The organism is Collinsella sp. CLA-ER-H3, from assembly GCF_040092425.1.
In the GTDB taxonomy this organism is placed as follows: Bacteria; Actinomycetota; Coriobacteriia; order Coriobacteriales; family Coriobacteriaceae; genus Collinsella.
Genome location: NZ_JBBNLP010000007.1, coordinates 41,422 through 60,199, shown reverse-complemented (window position 1 = coordinate 60,199; position 18,778 = coordinate 41,422). Strand labels below are relative to the sequence as shown.

Here is an 18,778-nt window from a genome sequence, read left to right as displayed (position 1 = left end):
ACAGTATGTACTTCGGATTGAAACCGCCGCAGAGCGTTTCACGAATGGCCGAAAAACTGTTTCACAAAACGCCGTCAAATTGTTTCACGCGCTGGTAGAACGCTATATAACACGATCGCTCTGTGGGACAAACAAACCTGATTAATTTGCCCCACGGGCTTGCTTACTGGGCGAATTGGCTGCGGTAGAGCTCGGCATAAAAGCCGTCTGCCGCCAGCAGCTCGTCGTGTGTGCCACGCTCGATAATCTGGCCGTCGCGCATGACCAGGATGCAATCGGCGTTGCGAATCGTCGACAGGCGGTGTGCCACGACAAAGCTCGTGCGGCCAGCCATGAGCTCGTCGAATGCCGTCTGCACCTGCAGCTCGGTACGCGTATCGATGCTCGACGTCGCCTCGTCCAGCAGCAGAATCGCCGGATCGGTGAGCATGACGCGCGCGATGCACAGCAGCTGTTTTTGACCCTGGCTAAACGTGCCGCCGTCCTCGCCGATCACCGTATCGTAGCCGCCTGGCAGCTGCACGATAAACTTATGCGCATGAGCGCGCTTGGCGGCCTCGACAATCTGCTCGCGCGTGGCATCGGGGCAACCGTAGGCAATGTTTTCGGCCACCGTGCCCTCAAACAGCCAAGTGTCCTGCAGCACCATGCCAAAGGCACGGCGCAGGCTTGCGCGCGTGTAGTCACGCGAGGAGCGACCATCCACCATGATGTGCCCGGCATCGATATCGTAAAAGCGCAGCAGCAGGTTGATGAGCGTCGTCTTGCCACAGCCCGTGGGACCGACGAGGGCAAAGCGCATGCCGGGTTTGGCGTCAATGCAAATGTCCTGCAGCAGCTTGCGGTCGGGCACGTAGCTAAAGTCCACATGCTCAAAGGCGACCTCGCCCTGCGGGGCAGTGAGCTCAATGGCATCCACAGCGTCGGGCTCCTGCTCGCGCGCATCGAGCAACGCGAACATGCGGCGCGCCGAGGCGTACGCGGTCTGGATTTGCGTGATGACGTTCGTGACCTCGTTGAACGGCTTAGTGTACTGGTTAGCGTAGGACAGGAAGATCTGCACGCCGCCCACCGTGAGCGCCGCAGGCACGCCCGTGATCACGCCCGCGCAGCCGATCACGGCGACCACGGCGTAGATGATGTTATTGATAAAGCGCGTGCCGGGGTTAGAAAGCGAACCCATAAACTGCGCGCGCTCGCCCGCCGTATAGAGCTCGGCGTTGAGGGCATCGAAGCGCTGTTGAGCGTGCGGGCCGTAGGCGAAGGCGTCGACAAGTTTCTGCTCGCCTACGTACTCCTCGATATGACCACCGAGCTGCCCTTGAATACGCTGCTGCGCCGTAAAGCTTTTGTTGGAAAGCTTGGCGATAGCACCGGCTGCAAAAATGGAAAGCGGCGTGACGAGTACCACCACGAGCGTCATGGTCAGGTTGATGGAAAGCATAAACGCGAGCGTACCCACGATGGTAATAACACCGGTGAAGAGCTGTGTGAAGCCCTGCAGCAGACCGTCGCCCACCTGATCGACGTCGTTGACCACGCGACTCATGAGGTCGCCGTGGGCATGGCCGTCGATAAAGCTGAGCGGCATGCGGCTGAGCTTGTCGCTCGCCTCCACGCGCATGTCGCGCACCGTCTCGTAGGACAGACGGTTAACGCAGTAGCCCTGCAGCCACTGGAAGGCCGCAGCACCTACGACGACAATCGCGAGCTTGGTGACAAGCGGCAGCAACGCATCGAAGTCCACCTGTCCGGCGGCGACGATAAGGTCGATGCCCTCGCCAATGAGGATGGGCGTATAGAGTTGCAAGATCACCGAGATTGCGGCGCTCACAAACGATGCCGTAAACGAGACGCGGTGCGGGCGAACATAGCCCAGCAGGCGGCGGGTCACCGCACCCACGGGATAGCGCTCGGGGTCGCCAGGCTGGCGCGGGCCGTCGCCCAGGTCGTTGAGGTTATCGTTACCGGACACGTTGGCCGTCATCGTGGCGACCGAACCGGAGGAAGTGTACGGATTCATTTAGCAGCCCTCCTTTGCGCAGACGGATGCGGGGGCGGTCGGGGCACCTGGGGCGAGCGCGGGCGCTGTGCTCCCCCGCTGGCCCTCAAGCTCCTCGCGGCGCAGCTGCGACTGGCAAATCTCGCGATAGAGCTGACAGGTCGCATAGAGCTCGTCATGTGTGCCCAGGCCGGCAACCGAGCCGTGGTCGAGCACGCAGATCACGTCGGCATCGCGCACGGTCGAGACGCGCTGGCTCACAATCACCGTGGTCAGCGGCAGCCCGCCCTTGGCGGCACCGCGCATGCTGCGCTCGCGAATGGCATGGCGAAGCGCCGCGTCGGTCTTAAAGTCGAGCGCCGACGCGGAGTCATCCATGATCAATATCTGAGGCGAACCAACCAAGGCACGCGCGATAGTCAGGCGCTGACGCTGGCCACCGCTAAAGTTCTTGCCGCCCGCCTCGACCGGGGCGTCTAAGCCCTGCGGCTTGTTGCGCACGAACTCGCTGGCCTGCGCCATGTCGAGTGCCGCCCAGAGCTCCTCGTCGGTCGCAGCTTCATCGCGCCAGGTCAGGTTGCTGCGGATGGAGCCGCTCACCAGCGATGCGCGCTGCGGAACGGTCGCGACCACACGGCGCAGCTGGTCGAGCGGCCAGGTGCGCACGTCGGCGCCCATCACGCTCACGCTGCCGGTGCTCGCATCGTACAGGCGCGGGATGAGCGAGACGAGCGTGGACTTGCCGCTACCCGTACCGCCGATAATGCCGAGCGTCTTGCCCAGCGGGAGTTCCAGCGTCACATCGTTGACAGCATTGGCCGCGCCAGCGCCAAACGAGAAGCTCGCATGGCTCAAGCTCAGCGCGGGAACTGAAGCGACATTGCCCGGCTTGGGCAGCGCGACCGGCTGGTTGCCCTCGTCGGTGATGCCCGGCACGCAATTGAGCACCTCGTTGATACGCGACGCGCTGGCGCTCGCCTTGGTAAAGACCACGACCAGGTTGGCGACGTACACGATGGAGGTCAGGGTCTGCGTCATGTAGTTCACAAACGCCATGACCTGGCCCTGCGTAAGCTCGCCCACGCTGACCTGGATGCCGCCCACCCACAGGATGGCGCACACGCCCAGGTTCATCACCAAAAACGTGACGGGGTTGAGAATCGACGAGAGCTTGCCCACCGCGATGGCAGTATTGGCCTGGTCGTCGGCGGCCTGCGCAAAGCGCTCGCGCTCGTGATCTTCGCGCACGAAGGCGCGAACCACGCGGGCGCCCGAAAGGCCCTCGCGGCAGATAAGCGCGATGCGGTCGAGCTTTGCCTGCAGCTGCTTGTAGTACGGAATGCAGCGCGCCATGACAACCCAGAACACCAGGCCAATGGCGGGCGTGCAGATCAAAAAGATGATGCCGAGCTTAAGGTCGATGGCAAGGGCCGCGCACATGGAGCCCACCGCTAGAAAGGGCCAGCGGATGAGCATGCGCACGCCCAGCGCCACAGCGAGCTGGACCTGGTTAACGTCGTTGGTAATGCGCGTGATGAGCGACGGCGTGCCAAAGCGGTCGAGCTCGGCATAGCTCAGCTTGTTGATGTGCTTGTAGAGCGCGCCGCGAATGTCGGTGCCCATGCCCTGCGATGTCAGCGCCGCCATCTTTTGGCAGACAAGCGTAAACGAGATGCCAATCACAGCCATGGCGCCAAGTACCATGCCGTAGTGGATAACGGCGCTGACATCGTGTGCGCCAATACCCTTATCGATCATCTGGGCAATCACGAGCGGTGTAAGCAGGTCAAAGATCACTTCGATCAGCTTGCACGCAGGGCCAATCACCATATAGCGGCGAAACTTGCCACCAAAACGCCTGAGCAGCTCAATCATGTATAGGCGCTCCCTATCATCATTCACACTCAATTCGAATCATGATAGTACGGTGAGCCCAAAAGAAGCGTAAACAACTCGTCATTTCTAATGGGATTCGGTTTCCAAAGAAGCGGAAAGGCATGCGCACACCCAGCCAGTGTCGGGTCAACTAGCATGGTATATTTACATTAGTGCTACCAAGTTAGTCGCCGACCCTTGAAATGAGGTGCCGAGATGAACGACATTCTCGCAAGAAGAGCAAGACGAGCAACTGTGGGCATCGCCCTTTCCGCGGCACTTGTCGCGGGAATCGCCCCCGCAACGGCGATCGCGGCAGAAACCAGTTCCCCCACCGGTGCGGCCGTTTCGCAGACGAGCGCCACCAACGGCAATTCGGGCGCCCCGCAGACAGAAGACGCGGCCGCCGCAAAAGAAAAAGCGTATGCAGCCATGCAGGAAGCGCTCAAAAACCTCGAGGCCGCAAAAAACGCCGCAAGTCCCGAGAAAATTGCGAGATTCAATGATGACATTACCCGTTTTCAAGAGTACCGCGAAAAGATGGCGGCGCAAGCCGCCGAAGGGAGGGAACTCCTTCCCACCATGCAAGCGGACGTCGATGCTGCCCAAGCCAAATACGACGGGGCCATCAACCGGGTAAGCGAGCTCCAGGCAGAATTAGAGAAGAAACATGAGATGCTTAAGACACTCGAAGCACTCGGCTACGAGGAGTTTGTCGAAACTACTAAACAGCAAATAAAGCAGTTGCACAGTGAGATCATATCGGCAAAAACGCACGTAAACTATTGCGAAACGGAGCTCCGCGAGTTCCAGTACCGCCTCAGAAGAGAGGAAAGACGAGTTAATGACTGTGAACGTGCTGTAGAGAAATATAAAGCCGATATCGACCGGTTCACAGCCTGGCGAGATGCGCTCCTCGACAATTTGAAAAAAGCGCAAACGGCCTATGACGACGCCTGCAAGGCATACGAAGAGGCAAAGGCCGCGGCAGACAAGGCCGCCTCGCCCGAGATAACGAAACCGACCGAGACAGTGCCTCCCTCCGGCTCGACGCAACCCGCCGAGGCGACACCGCCCGTTGCCTCACCTGCAACCGGCAAAGACGCCCCATCGAGCTCCACCAAGCAGGCGAACACGAGCAGCGGCAAGCAAGCAGATACGACCGCCGGCAAGCTCGCGAACACGGGCGATGCAGCGCCGAGCGCAATCGCACTCGCAGCAGTCGCCGCCGCAGGACTCGGAATAACCGCCACGGCCACACGCCGCCTCAGGAACCCAAAATAGCTGCCAGCGGTTATTGTCTTCGCCAATCCACAAGCCAAGAGACAAAAAGAGGTCCGTTTCCCCAACCCAGGGAAACGGACCTCTTTACTTGTAAAAACAGATGGTAATGCCGCCGTCTCTTGAACCACGTAGCCATCAATGCCCAGACAACACTAGCAAGCCGCGTTCCTTAAGGGATAGATTTAATGGCTGTTAATCAAGGGGTATACGCGCACGCCCGATCAATGGCGGGCAAACCGCCTGATATACTTACAGTAGTGCTACCAAGTTAGTCGCCGACCCTTGAAATGAGGTGCCGAGATGAACGACATTCTCGCAAGAAGAGCAAGACGAGCAACCGTGGGCATCGCCCTTTCCGCGGCACTTGTCGCGGGAATCGCCCCCGTAACGGCAATTGCGGCAGAAACCAGTTCCCCCACCGGTGCAGTTGCCTTGCAGACGGAAGATGCGGCCGCCGCAAAAGAAAAAGCGTATGCAGCCATGCAGGAAGCGCTCAAAACCCTCGAGGCCGCAAAAGTTGCCGCAAGTCCCGAGAAACTTGCGGCAATCGATGATGACATTGCCGCTTTTCAAGAGATCTACGACATGGTGGTGACGGAAGCCGCCAAACGGAGGGAACGCCTTCCCGCCATGCAAGCGAACGTCGATGCAGCCCAAGCCAAATACGATGAGGCCCACAGCCGGACAAGCGGCCTTCAGGCAGAATTAGATAAGGCACTTGAAGCACTCGGCGACGAGGAGCCCAGCACAGCTACTAAAGAGCATATTAAGCAGTTGCGACGTGAGATCATGTCGGCAGAAAGGCGAGAGAAATCTTGTGAAGATGATCTTCACTCCTACCGACGCCGGCTCGAAAGCCAGGAAAGACAGGTTCAGGATTCCGAAAGTGAGGCGGAGGAAGCTAAAGCCCACATCGATGAGGACATAGCCAAGCGAGATGCGCTCCTCGACGATTTGAAAAAGGCGCAAACGGCCTATGACGATGCCTGCAAGGCATACGAAGAGGCAAAAGCCGCAGCAGATAAGGCCGCCTCACCCGAGATAACAAAACCCACCGAGACAACACCTCCCTCCGGCTCAGCGCAACCGACCGAGACGACACAGCCCACCGGCTCGTCCGCGACCGGCAAAAATACCCCGCCAAGCTCCACCAAGCAGGCGAACTCGAGCAGCGGCAAGCAAGCAGATACGACCGCCGGCAAGCTCGCGAACACGGGCGATGCAGCGCCGAGCGCAATCGCACTCGCAGCAGTCGCCGCCGCAGGCCTCGGAATAACCGCCACAGCCACACGCCGCCTCAAGAACTCAAAATAGCCGCCAAAGCATACTACCTTCGCCAATCCACAAACCCAGAGACAAAAAGAGGCCCGTTTCCCCAACCCAGGGAAACGGGCCTCTTTAACTGTAAAAATTCAAGCAACAGCACCGCCGCCTCTTGAACCACATAGCCTTCAATGCCCAGACAACACCAGCAAGCCGCATTCCGCAAGGGATAGATTTAATTAGATAAACGCGCCTTTACGGGTGATTTTTGAACGACGGGGCCCGACCGGCGGCGAGGTGTTTGGTAGTCGAGCGATCCCGCAGGCGAAGCCGAGGACCAGCGAGACACCAAATACCTCGCCGCCGGCCGGGCCATGTCGCGGCACCAAAAAACGCCCGTGCGCTCGATGGATTCGGATGCCCGACAGAGGCTCCTTATGGCTGCTTCCTTCCGGACCTGACCAGATTCGGAACATGTCGTCATCCGAACCCATCGAACGCGCTAGGCGCTCGGTATATCTTACCTGCTCCCGCCCGCCAGAGCAAGGTAGCTAATTTGGGACGGAGCTTTTTTGACTACTTTTGCAGCCCGATTGCCAGAGCAGCCAATGAGTAGTCAAAATAGTCCCATCCCAAAATGACCGGCTTGGTGCCGCACCACAGAAAGGGCCCATCTACTACGTTTAGGCCACAGGGGTCAACCATAGCCGACTTTTTCGAAAATCGGCAAGCTTTCTACCTGCGGTTTTGTTTTGCAAATTCCGGAATGGTCGAGGGTGGCCGGTTTAACGTAGTAGATGGCCACGTTTCGTGGCAGGCGGTCCGACCCAAGGCACAAGGCAGCCAACCTCGAATGGACATTCTCGAAGTTGCGGTGGAATACGGACTGAATTGGCACCTTAAAAACAAAAACACTCCGTATTTCACCGCAACTTATAGGGAGATAGGCCTTAGAGGCGAGCGAGGTCGTAGGATTGGGCGGCTGCCTCGCCGGCACAGATGAGGTTGGTTGTGGCTTCTTGCGAATCGAGTGCCCGTTCCAGGTCCATGGGCTTGCGGCAAATCGGCAAAACCAAGTCAATACCCTGCCCATATACCGCGTCCAGGTTGACGGCGCGACCGCCCACGACGGCGACCACCGGCTTGCCATATCGCTTCGCACGACGAGCCACACCCACCGGTGCCTTACCGGCGGCGGATTGCTCGTCCATATTGCCCTCGCCCGTTATGACCAGGTCGACATCGCGCACGCGCTCGTCAAACCCCACGAGGTCGAGCACCGTCTCCACACCCGAGCGTAGCTCCGCGCCGAGCGCCAGCAACGCCGCGCCCAAGCCACCGGCAGCGCCCGCGCCGGGTACACCGAGCACCGAGCCAAATGTCCGTGCGCCCTCGGGTGTGCGCAACAACCCCTGGGCTCGAGCTCTGGCAATCGCCGCATCGAGCAAGCGACCGTAGCCGACCATCCAGCCGTCGTATCTGCGCAGCACCTCGACATCATCCGCCGGCAGGCCCTTCTGCCCGCCAAACACCGCCAGTGCGCCTCGACGCCCCACGAGCGGATTCTCGACATCCGAAAGCACAACGATGCGAGCATCATCCAAAGCCTGCAGCGCGGGCGCCAAATCAACGCTCGCCACCTGCTCAAGGCCGGCAAGACCGGGGGCGACATCGCAGTCCTGATCATCGACCACACGCGCGCCCAGCGCCTGCAGCATGCCGGCGCCACCGTCGTTGGTGGCGCTGCCGCCCAGACCAATATAGAGTGTCTTTGCGCCCATGCGAACCGCGCGAAGCATGAGCTCGCCCACGCCATAGGTTGTGGCCGCCAACGCCGCCGACTCCGTACAAGGCGAATACCCAATGCCGGCCGCCTCGGCCATCTCGATGACCGCGGACTTGTGCTCGACATCAACCAGCATCCGGGCAGACACGCGGTCGCCCAAGGGCCCTGCGACCTCGCAGGTTGAGAGCTCGCCACCGCAGGCGGCAACGGCATCGAGCGTTCCCTCGCCACCATCTGCCAGCGGCAATGCGCGCACCTCGGCATCGGGCCAAACGCGGCGCACGCCTTCGGCAACCGCCGCCTCCGCCTGCGCGCTCGAAACGCTGCCCTTAAAGGAGTCGATCGCCAACAGCACACGGCGGGGTCGGCGGCACGCAGGACCAAAGTCAACCGCCGTGCCAGCATCCTCACCGGCACCTGCAAGCGCTGCGGCGTGAGCGGCGTGTGCTTCAAGATCGGCCCCACAACCGCAATCAGCGCCGCCCGCTCCGCGCAGACCGCCAAAATAGCTACTCAGCAGCTCGCGGCATTCATCCGCCAGGACCCCAGCCGTCACGTTAAACCGATGATTCAGGCGCGAGTCGGCATTCAGGTCATACAGCGAACCCAGCGCGCCCGCCTTGGCATCACTCGCGCCATACACGCAGCGCCCCACGCGCGCGTTGACCATAAGGCCCGCGCACATGCAGCAGGGTTCCAACGTCACATAAACCGTACAGTCGAAAAGGCGCCAGCGGCCAAGCGCCTGGGCAGCGGCGCACACGGCCGCAAACTCGGCATGAGCCGAAGGGTCCTGGTCGAGTTCGCGCCGATTGTGCGCCCTCGCGACGATCTCACCGTCGCGCACCACTACGGCTCCGATGGGCACCTCGCCCACCGCAGCAGCGGCGCGCGCCTCCGCCAACGCCTCGCGCATGAACTTCTCGTCGATTTCGGTGATCGTCATCGTTCGCCTTCCCTGTTGCAAATTCAAAACGATGCTATCATTACGACTCACGGAGAGATGGCAGAGCGGTTGAATGCGGCGGTCTTGAAAACCGTTGAGCGCGAGAGCGTTCCGGGGGTTCGAATCCCCCTCTCTCCGCCACTCCTAGTGATGCACCGGTGTCATGGTCCGCTCAAACAACGCATCGACCACGTCGGCTATCTCAGGTCGACGCTCAAGATCGTGGCCCGATTCCCACCATATCGTGAAAAGTCGAATAATACCGCCGGCGACAAACTCAGACGTCGTCTCGAGTGACACGGGGGCCAGGGCATCCTCGGCAAGCACGTTCATCACACGCTCGCGGATGGAGCGGGCAATGCGGTCGCAAATAACGTTGGTCAACATGCCCGACATGCTGCTTGCCAAAATGTTATCCATGAGCCGCTCGTGCGTCAGAATCAAATCCATGGCATCGTCCAAAATCGCGTGGCGAAGCGCGCGCACGTCCTCGGCAGACACTGCGCCGGCCTCATCGGGCTGTTTTTGCGGCAAGCCCGACATGAGCTCATCGATATAAAAGGCAAAGTAATCGTTCTTGTCGCGAAAGTGCTTGTAGAACGTCGTGCGGCGAATCATGGCCCGGTCGCACAGCATGGCAACCGTCAGGTCCTCAAAACGATGCTCCTCGAGAAGCTCGGTGAAGGCATCGAAAAGGGCGCGGTAGGTTTTCTTAATGCGAAGGTCCACTGGTATCGCCATCCTCAGGGCAAAGACAACACTCGTCAATCTGTCGCATATCTTACACCTGTACCTCGCGCGCTTTGCCCCGGTGCCGGCCCCGCCGAAAACACAACGCTTACCGGAAAGTTCGGCACGGCAAAACGTTGCGGGTATACTAGTAGCGTTATACCAACGGCAGCTGGCGCATGCCGCCGCGGCCATTCGAAACGGAGACATCATGATTACCGTCATCATCGGCATCGTTGTTGTCATTGTGATTGTCTGCGCCATCGCCGGCATCTACAACAACATGGTCACCAAGCGTAACCGCATCGATAACGCCTGGCAGAACATCGATACGCAGCTGCAGCGCCGCAACGACCTGATCCCCAACCTGGTCGAGACCGTCAAGGGCTACGCCAAGCACGAGCAGGAGACGCTCTCCGCCGTGATCAGCGCGCGTAACACCGCCGTCAAGGCCACCACGCCCGAGGCCAAGATGGAAGCCGACAACGTGCTGACCGGTGCGCTGCGCCAGCTCTTCGCCGTAGCCGAGGCCTATCCCGATCTTAAGGCAAACACCAACTTTACGCAGCTGCAGGCATCGCTCGAGGATACCGAGAACAAGATTAGCTATGCACGCCAGAGCTACAACGACTGCGTGCTCAGCTACAACAACGCCATTCAGACGTTCCCGGCTGTCATCTTTGCCGGCATCTTCCAGTTTAAGGAGCGCCAGGGCTTCGAGGCCGCCGAAGCAGCCCGCCAGGCCCCGACCGTCAAGTTCTAACAATCACGGCCGAGTCTTAAGCCAGTTCATCAACCCTTTAGGGTCCAAGGCACAAACCTTGGGCCCTTTTCTTATCCACGCACAACGCGCGGCCAATAGACCGCGCACCATCTTTTTTCAGATTAATCATTGCCCGTTGTGACATCGCCGAACCCGTAGGGCAGAGAGCAAGTTCCCCCCCCCCCCCCCCCCCCCCCCCCCCCCCCCGGCGCACTCCGCAGGACGCAAGAAGCCCTCGCCGCACGAAGTGCGCAGCGAGGGCTTCTTGCATGTCCGAGGACGCGCCGGGGGGGAACTTGCTCTCTGCCCGGATAGGTAAGACAGCTTACGCGACGGTGTAAACCCAGTTGTGCTTATCCTCGACAGCACCAGACTGGATACCAGTCAGGGTCTCGCGGAGCTTCTTCATCACAGGGCCAATCTCGGTGTAGCCAGCCGGGAAGGTCACAGTCTCGTCGGCGCCGTAAACCTTGTTGTCGATCTCGCCAACCGGGGAGATGACGGCAGCGGTGCCGCACAGGCCGCACTCCACAAAGGTGCCGGCCTTGACCTCGGCCCACTCGACGGGACGCTGGTCAACGGTCATGCCCAGGTCCTGAGCAACCTGAACGAGCGAACGACGGGTGATAGAGGGCAGGATGGAGTCAGTGTGCGACTGCGGAACGACGAGCGTGCCGTCCTCCTTCACGAACAGGACGTTGGCACCGCCGGTCTCCTCGACATAGGTGCGGGACTCGGAGTCGAGATACAGGTTCTCGGCATAGCCCTCGCGGTGAGCCTCCATCGTGGGCTTGAGGGACATGGCGTAGTTCAGGCCGGCCTTGATGTTGCCGGTGCCGTGCGGCGCGGCGCGGTCGTACTCGGAAACGCGCAGTTTAACGGGCTTGAGGCCACCCTTAAAGTACGGACCGACCGGGGTCACGAGAATGCGGAACGTGTACTCAGGAGCGGGAGCCACGCCGATCACGTCACCGGAGCCGATCATAAACGGACGCACGTACAGGGTCGCGCCGGAACCGAAGGGCGGAACCCAGGCGGCGTTGGCAGAAACGACCTGCTTGACGGCCTCAACGAACTTGTCCTTGGGGAACGGGGGCATCTCGAGGCGCTGCGCAGAGTTGTACATACGCTCGGCGTTCATATCGGGGCGGAAGCAGACGATGCTGCCGTCCTCGGCGGTGTAGGCCTTCAGGCCCTCAAAGACCTCCTGGCAGTAATGGAAGATGCCGCCGCACTCGGAGACATGCAGGGTGTGGTCGGTGGTCAGGCCGCCTTCGTCCCACTCGCCGTCCTTCCAATGGGCCTCGTAGCTGTAATCGGTCTTCATGTAGCCAAAGCCGAGGCTACCCCAATCGATATCCTTCTTCTCGACAGTCATATGTCGCTCCTTACATACACAGTTGCAAACTCGCGAACCCGCACGCAAGGACCGAGGCCGGCCGCGTCGCAACGTCGCACGCCCGGAGCGTAGAGCCGGACGGGACACGCGAACAGCGCCAAAGCCGATGGCACGTCGATTCGCATGCACGAGATTGTACTCCCCGTACGCGTCTGATAAAACGCTTTTCTTTAACTAAGTAAAGTATTTTCATTTGACCGAAGCTGAAGAGGCCCGCCACCGTAAACGGGGACGGGCCTCAACTGCACGGTTTGCGCGTTGGCTCGAGCTATGCGTTCTTTTTGCCCAGCTTAGCCTTGACCAGACCGACCACGGTCGGGATGATCGACACGGCAACGATGCCAACGATTAGCAGCTCAAAGTGCTCCTGTACAAAGGGAATGCCACCAAAGAAGTAGCCCAGCAGTGTAAAGAGCGTTGACCAGGTAATGCCACCCAGCACGTTAAAGATGACAAAGTTGCGCCAGTGCATGCCGCCCATACCGGCAATAAAGGGCACAAAGGTGCGGATAAACGGGAAGAAGCGACCCAGGAAGATGGCCAGGTGGCCCCACTTGTCCAAGAAATCCTCGGACTTTTTGATGCGCTCGGGCGTCATAGCCTTGACCTTGCCCGAAGCGATGATCTTTTTGCCAAAGAAGTGACCGATCATAAAGTTGCACTGATCGCCCAAAATGGCAGCGGCCCATGCGGTGGCCAGAAGCGCCACAATGTTAAAGCCGCCATTGTGGGCAAAGAAACCCGAGGCGAACAGCAGCGAATCACCGGGAAGGAACGGGAAGAACACCACGCCCGTCTCGATAAAGATGATCAGGAACACGCAGCCGTAGGCCATAAGCGGGCCGGCGGCGATCCAGCTGGCGATCGCGGTGCGCGGGTCCTTAAGCAGCTCGGCAATAAAATTGATGAAACCCATGAAGTAAAACCTCTCAGTTGTGGGCGCGGATACGTCCAAGTTGACCAGTATACGGTTGCGGTGCCCCCTCGTGCGCAACCCCACAAAAGCATGACTCCATTACCAGCAAGTTTGCATAACTGACACCTGTCGCGCAATGCCGCCAAGATTGTCCTTCCTAATCCCTAGCGAATCGCTATACTTTATTGAATCGCATTGCCATGGCGCTAAGGGAGGGCGGCCGGTGAGCTTTATCAATACCATTCGCGAGGACATCAAGACCGTCCAAGCGCAGGACCCCGCCGCGCAAAACGGTCTGGTCATCTTCCTTTCCTATCCTGGCCTGCACGCCAAGTGGAACCACGTGCCCGAGCACTGGCTGTGGGAGCATGGACATCGCTCGCTCGCCCGCGTGCTCTCGCAAATCACCCGCCACATCACCGGCGTCGAGATTCACCCCGCGGCACAGATCGGCAAGCATTTCTTTATCGACCACGCCATGGGCGTCGTCATCGGCGAGACCACCATTGTGGGCGACAACTGTGTGCTCTACCAGGGCGTCACGCTCGGCGGCACCGGCAACGAGACCGGCAAGCGTCACCCCACCCTGGGCAACAATGTCACGGTGGGCACGGGCGCCAAGGTGCTCGGCAACATCCGCATCGGCAACAACGTCAAGATCGGCGGCAACTCGGTCGTCGTTAAGGACGTCCCCGACAACTGCACCGTCGTGGGCGTGCCGGGACGCATCATCAAGCGCAACGGCTGCCGTGTGTTCGAGGAGAGTTTCGACGCCAAGCAGCATCGCGAGTACATGCCCGATGACGCCGCCGAGCAGTCCGCCCTCAACCGCCAGGGCATCACCGAGAATGCCCGCCGCGTCAAGGAACTCGAGCGAGAGGTGGCCGAGCTCAAGGCCCTCGTCGCCAAGCTCGTGGACGAACGCTAGGAACGCAAGCGGCACAAAACGACATCGGCATCAACGCAAAGGCGCGCCAGGGAATTCACCCCCGGCGCGCCTTATTTGTGATGTGGCAAAGAGACTGTCCCTTTGTCACATTATGCGAACTGGCTCAGATAGAGGTCGGCGTAGGCACCCTCGGCTGCGAGCAGCTCCTTATGCGTGCCCTGCTCGATGATGTTGCCGTGGTCCATGACCAAGATCAGGTCGGCGTCCACGATCGTCGACAGGCGATGCGCGATCACAAAGCTGGTGCGCCCGCGCATGAGCGCGTCCATGGCGCGGCCGATGGCAAGCTCGGTGCGCGTGTCCACGCTTGAGGTCGCCTCGTCCAGGATGAGAATCGCCGGGTTATTGAGCAGCACGCGTGCGATGGTCAGCAGCTGACGCTGGCCCTGGCTGATGCTCTCGGCATCGTTGGCCACGCGCGTGTCGTAGCCCTGCGGCATGGTGCGCACAAAGAAGTCGACCTGCGCGGCACGAGCGGCCGCGACAATCTCCTCGCGCGTCGCCTCGGGGCAGCCGTAGGCGATGTTTTCGGCAATCGTGCCATCGAACAGCCAGGCGTCCTGCAGCACCATGCCAAACTGCTGCCGTAGCTCGCCGCGGTCCATGCGGCTCGTATCCACGCCGTCGAGCGTAATACGCCCGCCGTCAATCTCGTAGAAGCGCATGAGCAGGTTGATGAGCGTCGTCTTGCCTGCGCCCGTGGTTCCCACCACGGCAATCTTCTGGCCCGGCTCGGCGGTAAACGACACGTCGCGCATGAGCGGCTTGTCGGGCGCGTAGCCAAAGCGCACATGCTCAAAGGCGACGTGGCCCTCCACCTTGCCCGGCAGCTTGGCGGCGACCGCCGGCAACGGATCGGCTTCCATCTCGGACTCGTCGAGCAGGTCGAACACGCGCTCCGCGCTTGCCAGCGCGCTCTGCAGCGAGTTAAAGGTAAACGACAGCTGCGTCATGGGCTCGGATGCCTCGTAGATAAACTGGAAGAACGCCTGGAACACGCCGACGGTCATATGTCCGGCAACCAACATGCTGCAGCCCACAAGCGCAATCACGATTTGCGCCAAACGGCCGATAAAGCGCACCGCAGGGCCGACGGCATTGATCATAAAGTCGGCCTTGGTGCTCACGCGCGCCAGCTCCTTCGAAGCCTCGTGCACCTCGGCAGAGCTCTGGCGCTCGCGGTTGAACGCACGGATTACCAGACGGCCCGAGTAGCCTTCCTCGACCGCGCTCGTAATCTTGGACACCCACTCCTGGCGCTCGCCCGTCACATCGTGCGTGCGGCGCGAAACGACCTTCGTCACCAGCAGCGAAAGCGCCGTAAAGAACAAAAAGACGAGCGTGAGCGGCACGCTAAACACGAACATCACGCTCACGGCACCCACCACGGTACCGATCGACACCAGAAGCTGCAGCAAGCCGCGCTGCATGCTCTCGGACATCTTGTCCAAGTCGTTGGTCGCACGGCTGACGACCTCACCGGGACGATGTGCGTCAAAAAAGGCAAGCGGCAGACGGTTGAGCTTTTGTGCGATGCGGTTGCGTAGGCGCAGGTTGAGGCGCTCGGCAACGCTCGACATCAAAAAGCTCTGGAGTGCGTAGAACGAGGCGGCGGCCGTCCAAATCATAAAGTAGATGAAGATGGTCCTGCCGCAGTTCTCCCAGGTGATGCTGAAGGTGGTATCGTTGGCAAACGCCACCTGAATGTGGCCCCACAGCTCATCGATCACACGGGCGCTATATGCCGGCGCAGCGGTGTTAAAGATGGCATAGAACACAATGCTCGCGAACACGATATAGAAGCGCCAATGGTCGCCGGCAGCCTCGCTCCACAGGCGGCGCACCGTCGCCCAGGTGTCGCGGGGTTTCTCGTCCTCGTCCTCGTCGTCCACATCGCGCATGCGCTCTGCCTCAGCGCGGGCGCGCTCGTCCTCGGCGCGCTCGTTTTCCTCGTAGAGCGCTTGGCGGCGAGCCTCGCGCTCGGCTGCAGCCTTGGCGGCGTCATCCAGCTCGGTCGACATGGCAGCCCGCTCGACCGCTTCCTCGGCAGCGTCCGCAGCGGCGGCATCGACAAGGCCGCCCTGCTTCTTGAGCTCCTCGGTCATGCTACTCACCTCCCTTCATCTGCGATTCCGCGATGGCGCGGTACACCTCGCAGGTTTCCATAAGCTCGCCATGCGTGCCCAAGCCCACAACCTCGCCATCCTTGAGCACGACAATCTGGTCGGCATGCAGAATCGTCGAGATGCGCTGCGCGATGATGAGCACCGCGGCATCGCGCGTCTCGTCTTGCAATGCATGGCGCAGGGCCGCATCGGTCTTAAAGTCCAGGGCCGAAAAACTGTCATCGAAGATGTACAAATCGGCCTGCTTCATGAGCGCGCGAGCTATGGCCAGGCGCTGGCGCTGGCCGCCCGAAAAGTTCGTACCGCCCTGGGCAACCGGGGTATCGAGCCCCTGCGGTTGGTCGAGTACAAAGGTGCTCTGGGCAACCTCAAGCGCGTGAAGCATGTCGCCCTCGGTCGCGCCTTCGTTACCAAAGCGAAGGTTGCTCGCTACCGTGCCCGAGAACAGCCACGCCTTCTGCGGCACATAGGCAATGCGCCCGCGGATTTCGTCTTGCGTAAGCTCGCGCAGGTCCACACCATTCAGGCGAATGGAGCCCTTGGTGGCATCGTGGAAGCGCAGCAGAAGCTTTGCCACCGTCGATTTGCCCGAGCCTGTCGAGCCAACGATCGCAGTCGTCTGACCGCGACGGCAGGCAAAGCTCAGGTCGCACAGGGTGTCCTCGTCGGCATCGTCAAAGCGAAACGACATGTGGTCGAACACGGCCACCGCATCGGCTTCGTCTTGGGGCTCGCGCGCCCCGTCATCCAGCGTGCGCTCGCCATCGACGATGCTCGGCTCAATCTCCAACACCTGCTGCGCACGGTTCAGGCACGCGGCAGCACGCGGAAGCGTCAGCACCACCATCTGGGCCATCATCACAAAGAACAGGATCAGAATTGCATACTCCAGCACCGCCGAGATACTCGCAATCTGCATGGCGTGGGCGCCTACGCGGTTGCCGCCCACCCACAGCACCGCCACCTCGGCGATGTTCATCAAAAAGAAGCTTGAGCTGTCGAGGCCCACAAACAGGTGGTTGACTTTGATGGCGTTGGCGGCGTATTCGCTAAACACCTCGTCCAGACGCCGTTCCTCGTGGCGCTCCTTGTTAAACGCACGGATGACGCGCACGCCCACAATATTCTCGCGCAGCACCACGTTCATGCGGTCGATAAAGCCCTGTAGGCGCATAAAAATCGGCGCCGCGTTGGCAACCGTAAAGACCGCCGCCACCAGCACAATCGCAACGACTACGCCCAGAAGCGTGCCCATGGCGGGATCGATAAACCAGGCGAAGATGATGCCCGCCACAGCCAAAAACGGCACGGGCAGCACCAGCTGAATCGTCTGCAGAATCGCCTGCTGAATCACGTTGATGTCGTTGAGCGAGCGCGTGATCATCGATCCGGTGCCAAAGCGCTCAAAATCGCTGGCCGCGAGCTCGAGCGATTTGTCGTACACGGCATTGCGAATATCGCAAGCCACGTTGGCGGCCAGGCGCGCCGAAAGATAGCAGCCCAGCACCGTGCCGCCGCTAGCCATGCTGGTTGCGATAAACATGTATAGGCCGTTGCGTAAAATGTAGTCGACATCGCCCGTGGTAATACCGGTGTTGACCATGTTCGCCAGCATCGTGGGAACCAACAGCGTACCGACGTTATCCACCAGCAGCACCAGCAGCGTCACTGCGACAAGCCCTCGATATGGCTTTAGAAACCTCATTAACAGTCGCACGACTCCCCCTCACCTTGATTCTCGGCTTGGCTCTCGGCAGCGATATGCTGCTTAAAGGCATCGCACTCATCGCCGAGCACCTGAGAGAATTTGCCGATCAAGCGCATAATCTCGCGCTGCTCACATGGCTCAAGCGCGCCAAAGGCTCGCTGTTCGGCCTTGAGTGCCGGCAACGCATAACGCTCGGCAAATCGCCTGCCCTCTTCGGTCAGGCTCACAACCTTGCTCTTACGACTGCCTTCGGCAAACTCCAACGTTGCGAAGCCCCGCGCCGTCAAGGTTTTAATTGCCGAGTTGATGGTCTGCTTGCTGTAGAACCATTCGCTTGTCAGACGGCTTACGGCAATACTGCCGCCCGCCGTGCTGGTGTCGACGAGCATCCAATAGGCGCAGTCCGAAAGGCCGCAGGCGCGCGAGAACTCCGAATAGATATGGTCGAGTCCATTGAGCAACCGATCGAAGTCGACCAGCGTAACCGCACTATTCATCTATCCCACCATTCGATTGTCCGATTTTTGACCAATTTTGTGTCTCTAGATTAGTCCGAGTTTTGACTATCGTCAACAGGCTCTCCGCAAATGCGCGCATTTTATGGCCTATCGGCAGAAAAAGACCGCCGGCGCGGGGGCGGCGCCAGCGGTCACGTGAAAATCGGGTTTTATTGCCTGTTAAGCGGCGACGGCCTCATAGACCGTAGCACCCGAGAAGCTGTCATGCAGGCTTTTGCCGGCAATCCACGGCAGCTCGACGACCTCGCAGACCGTGTTGACCAGCTCGGAGCAGTCAGTAAAGTGGCCCTTGTCGTTGAGGGCCTCGCAATCCTGAACACGCCAATAGCCATCGGTGTGCGTGATGTAGTACTCGTGATCGTTGATCGACACGAAAGCGCGCGTCTTGGAACGCAGCAGCTTCAGAAATCCTTCGAAATCGGTCTCGACGACATCTCCAGCCTGGAACATGATGTTACCTCCTGGCCCGGCGCCACCACGGCGCATTGATAAACGTTGGTACTCCTTTAGTAAA

14 protein-coding genes, 1 tRNA gene and 1 other RNA gene are annotated in these 18,778 nt (G+C 60.2%); 5 read left to right on the top strand and 11 right to left on the bottom strand.

Features of this window, described 5'->3' with window-relative positions; translation table 11 throughout:
* Nucleotides 1-163 precede the first annotated feature (163 nt).
* On the bottom strand, nucleotides 164-2,023 hold the full coding sequence (locus AAAX32_RS06935) for an ABC transporter ATP-binding protein (protein ID WP_349100352.1): 1,860 nt from the start codon (nucleotides 2,021-2,023) through the stop codon (nucleotides 164-166).
* Nucleotides 2,024-3,877 (bottom strand): ABC transporter ATP-binding protein, encoded by a 1,854-nt coding sequence (locus AAAX32_RS06930; RefSeq protein ID WP_196033426.1) that lies wholly within the window; start codon nucleotides 3,875-3,877, stop codon nucleotides 2,024-2,026.
* A 216-nt stretch (nucleotides 3,878-4,093) separates the two neighbouring features.
* Between AAAX32_RS06930 and AAAX32_RS06925 the strand changes: the two genes are divergently transcribed.
* Together AAAX32_RS06925 and AAAX32_RS06920 are read left to right on the top strand one after the other, a co-directional pair.
* Nucleotides 4,094-5,161: a hypothetical protein gene (locus tag AAAX32_RS06925; protein WP_117877194.1), complete on the top strand. Its 1,068-nt coding sequence runs from the start codon at nucleotides 4,094-4,096 to the stop codon at nucleotides 5,159-5,161.
* Between the two features lie 300 nt (nucleotides 5,162-5,461).
* Nucleotides 5,462-6,475: a hypothetical protein gene (locus AAAX32_RS06920; protein WP_117877192.1), complete on the top strand. Its 1,014-nt coding sequence runs from the start codon at nucleotides 5,462-5,464 to the stop codon at nucleotides 6,473-6,475.
* 350 nt (nucleotides 6,476-6,825) lie between these two features.
* Here the strand turns inward: AAAX32_RS06920 and ffs are convergent.
* Both ffs and tadA read right to left on the bottom strand, forming a co-directional pair.
* An RNA gene (gene ffs, locus AAAX32_RS06915) (signal recognition particle sRNA small type) lies at nucleotides 6,826-6,921 on the bottom strand.
* Nucleotides 6,922-7,374: 453 nt separating this feature from the next.
* Nucleotides 7,375-9,156: a tRNA adenosine(34) deaminase TadA gene (gene tadA, locus AAAX32_RS06910; RefSeq protein WP_196034067.1), complete on the bottom strand. Its 1,782-nt coding sequence runs from the start codon at nucleotides 9,154-9,156 to the stop codon at nucleotides 7,375-7,377.
* 51 nt (nucleotides 9,157-9,207) lie between these two features.
* Here tadA and AAAX32_RS06905 point away from each other — a divergent pair.
* A tRNA-Ser gene (locus tag AAAX32_RS06905) sits at nucleotides 9,208-9,297 on the top strand.
* A gap of 3 nt (nucleotides 9,298-9,300) precedes the next feature.
* Here the strand turns inward: AAAX32_RS06905 and AAAX32_RS06900 are convergent.
* Complete coding sequence (locus AAAX32_RS06900; protein WP_158557017.1) at nucleotides 9,301-9,885, bottom strand: TetR/AcrR family transcriptional regulator; 585 nt, start codon at nucleotides 9,883-9,885, stop codon at nucleotides 9,301-9,303.
* 211 nt (nucleotides 9,886-10,096) lie between these two features.
* Here AAAX32_RS06900 and AAAX32_RS06895 point away from each other — a divergent pair, with 211 nt between their 5' ends.
* Entirely contained in the window at nucleotides 10,097-10,648 is a 552-nt protein-coding gene (locus AAAX32_RS06895; RefSeq protein WP_082421874.1) for a LemA family protein, read from the top strand.
* Between the two features lie 325 nt (nucleotides 10,649-10,973).
* Here AAAX32_RS06895 and AAAX32_RS06890 read toward each other — a convergent pair whose 3' ends face one another.
* A complete protein-coding gene (locus AAAX32_RS06890; RefSeq protein WP_035138743.1) occupies nucleotides 10,974-12,026 on the bottom strand; it encodes a branched-chain amino acid aminotransferase in 1,053 nt (350 codons plus the stop codon).
* Between the two features lie 289 nt (nucleotides 12,027-12,315).
* On the bottom strand, nucleotides 12,316-12,963 hold the full coding sequence (locus AAAX32_RS06885) for a VTT domain-containing protein (RefSeq protein ID WP_117848562.1): 648 nt from the start codon (nucleotides 12,961-12,963) through the stop codon (nucleotides 12,316-12,318).
* Between the two features lie 223 nt (nucleotides 12,964-13,186).
* Between AAAX32_RS06885 and cysE the strand changes: the two genes are divergently transcribed.
* Nucleotides 13,187-13,891, top strand: coding sequence for a serine O-acetyltransferase (gene cysE, locus AAAX32_RS06880; protein WP_035138740.1), 705 nt, complete (start codon nucleotides 13,187-13,189; stop codon nucleotides 13,889-13,891).
* A gap of 110 nt (nucleotides 13,892-14,001) precedes the next feature.
* Here the strand turns inward: cysE and AAAX32_RS06875 are convergent, their stop codons facing one another.
* From AAAX32_RS06875 to AAAX32_RS06860, 4 genes are all read right to left on the bottom strand, one after another.
* On the bottom strand, nucleotides 14,002-16,017 hold the full coding sequence (locus AAAX32_RS06875) for an ABC transporter ATP-binding protein (RefSeq protein WP_117848563.1): 2,016 nt from the start codon (nucleotides 16,015-16,017) through the stop codon (nucleotides 14,002-14,004).
* 1 nt (nucleotide 16,018) lies between these two features.
* On the bottom strand, nucleotides 16,019-17,743 hold the full coding sequence (locus AAAX32_RS06870) for an ABC transporter ATP-binding protein (protein WP_117848564.1): 1,725 nt from the start codon (nucleotides 17,741-17,743) through the stop codon (nucleotides 16,019-16,021).
* Complete coding sequence (locus AAAX32_RS06865) at nucleotides 17,743-18,243, bottom strand: MarR family winged helix-turn-helix transcriptional regulator (protein WP_117848565.1); 501 nt, start codon at nucleotides 18,241-18,243, stop codon at nucleotides 17,743-17,745. Before AAAX32_RS06865 ends, AAAX32_RS06870 begins: the two co-directional genes overlap by 1 nt.
* Before the next feature lie 180 nt (nucleotides 18,244-18,423).
* A complete protein-coding gene (locus AAAX32_RS06860; RefSeq protein WP_006235631.1) occupies nucleotides 18,424-18,714 on the bottom strand; it encodes a hypothetical protein in 291 nt (96 codons plus the stop codon).
* Nucleotides 18,715-18,778 lie beyond the last annotated feature (64 nt).

Bases quoted from the DNA above. Each gene is read 5' to 3' on its own strand.
- AAAX32_RS06935 (WP_349100352.1), bottom strand. From the start codon at position 2,023: ATGAATCCGTACACTTCCTCCGGTTCGGTCGCCACGATGACGGCCAAC.
- AAAX32_RS06930 (WP_196033426.1), bottom strand. From the start codon at position 3,877: ATGATTGAGCTGCTCAGGCGTTTTGGTGGCAAGTTTCGCCGCTATATG.
- AAAX32_RS06925 (WP_117877194.1), top strand. From the start codon at position 4,094: ATGAACGACATTCTCGCAAGAAGAGCAAGACGAGCAACTGTGGGCATC.
- AAAX32_RS06920 (WP_117877192.1), top strand. From the start codon at position 5,462: ATGAACGACATTCTCGCAAGAAGAGCAAGACGAGCAACCGTGGGCATC.
- tadA (WP_196034067.1), bottom strand. From the start codon at position 9,156: ATGACGATCACCGAAATCGACGAGAAGTTCATGCGCGAGGCGTTGGCG.
- AAAX32_RS06895 (WP_082421874.1), top strand. From the start codon at position 10,097: ATGATTACCGTCATCATCGGCATCGTTGTTGTCATTGTGATTGTCTGC.
- AAAX32_RS06890 (WP_035138743.1), bottom strand. From the start codon at position 12,026: ATGACTGTCGAGAAGAAGGATATCGATTGGGGTAGCCTCGGCTTTGGC.
- AAAX32_RS06885 (WP_117848562.1), bottom strand. From the start codon at position 12,963: ATGGGTTTCATCAATTTTATTGCCGAGCTGCTTAAGGACCCGCGCACC.
- AAAX32_RS06875 (WP_117848563.1), bottom strand. From the start codon at position 16,017: ATGACCGAGGAGCTCAAGAAGCAGGGCGGCCTTGTCGATGCCGCCGCT.
- AAAX32_RS06870 (WP_117848564.1), bottom strand. From the start codon at position 17,743: ATGAGGTTTCTAAAGCCATATCGAGGGCTTGTCGCAGTGACGCTGCTG.
- AAAX32_RS06865 (WP_117848565.1), bottom strand. From the start codon at position 18,243: ATGAATAGTGCGGTTACGCTGGTCGACTTCGATCGGTTGCTCAATGGA.
- AAAX32_RS06860 (WP_006235631.1), bottom strand. From the start codon at position 18,714: ATGTTCCAGGCTGGAGATGTCGTCGAGACCGATTTCGAAGGATTTCTG.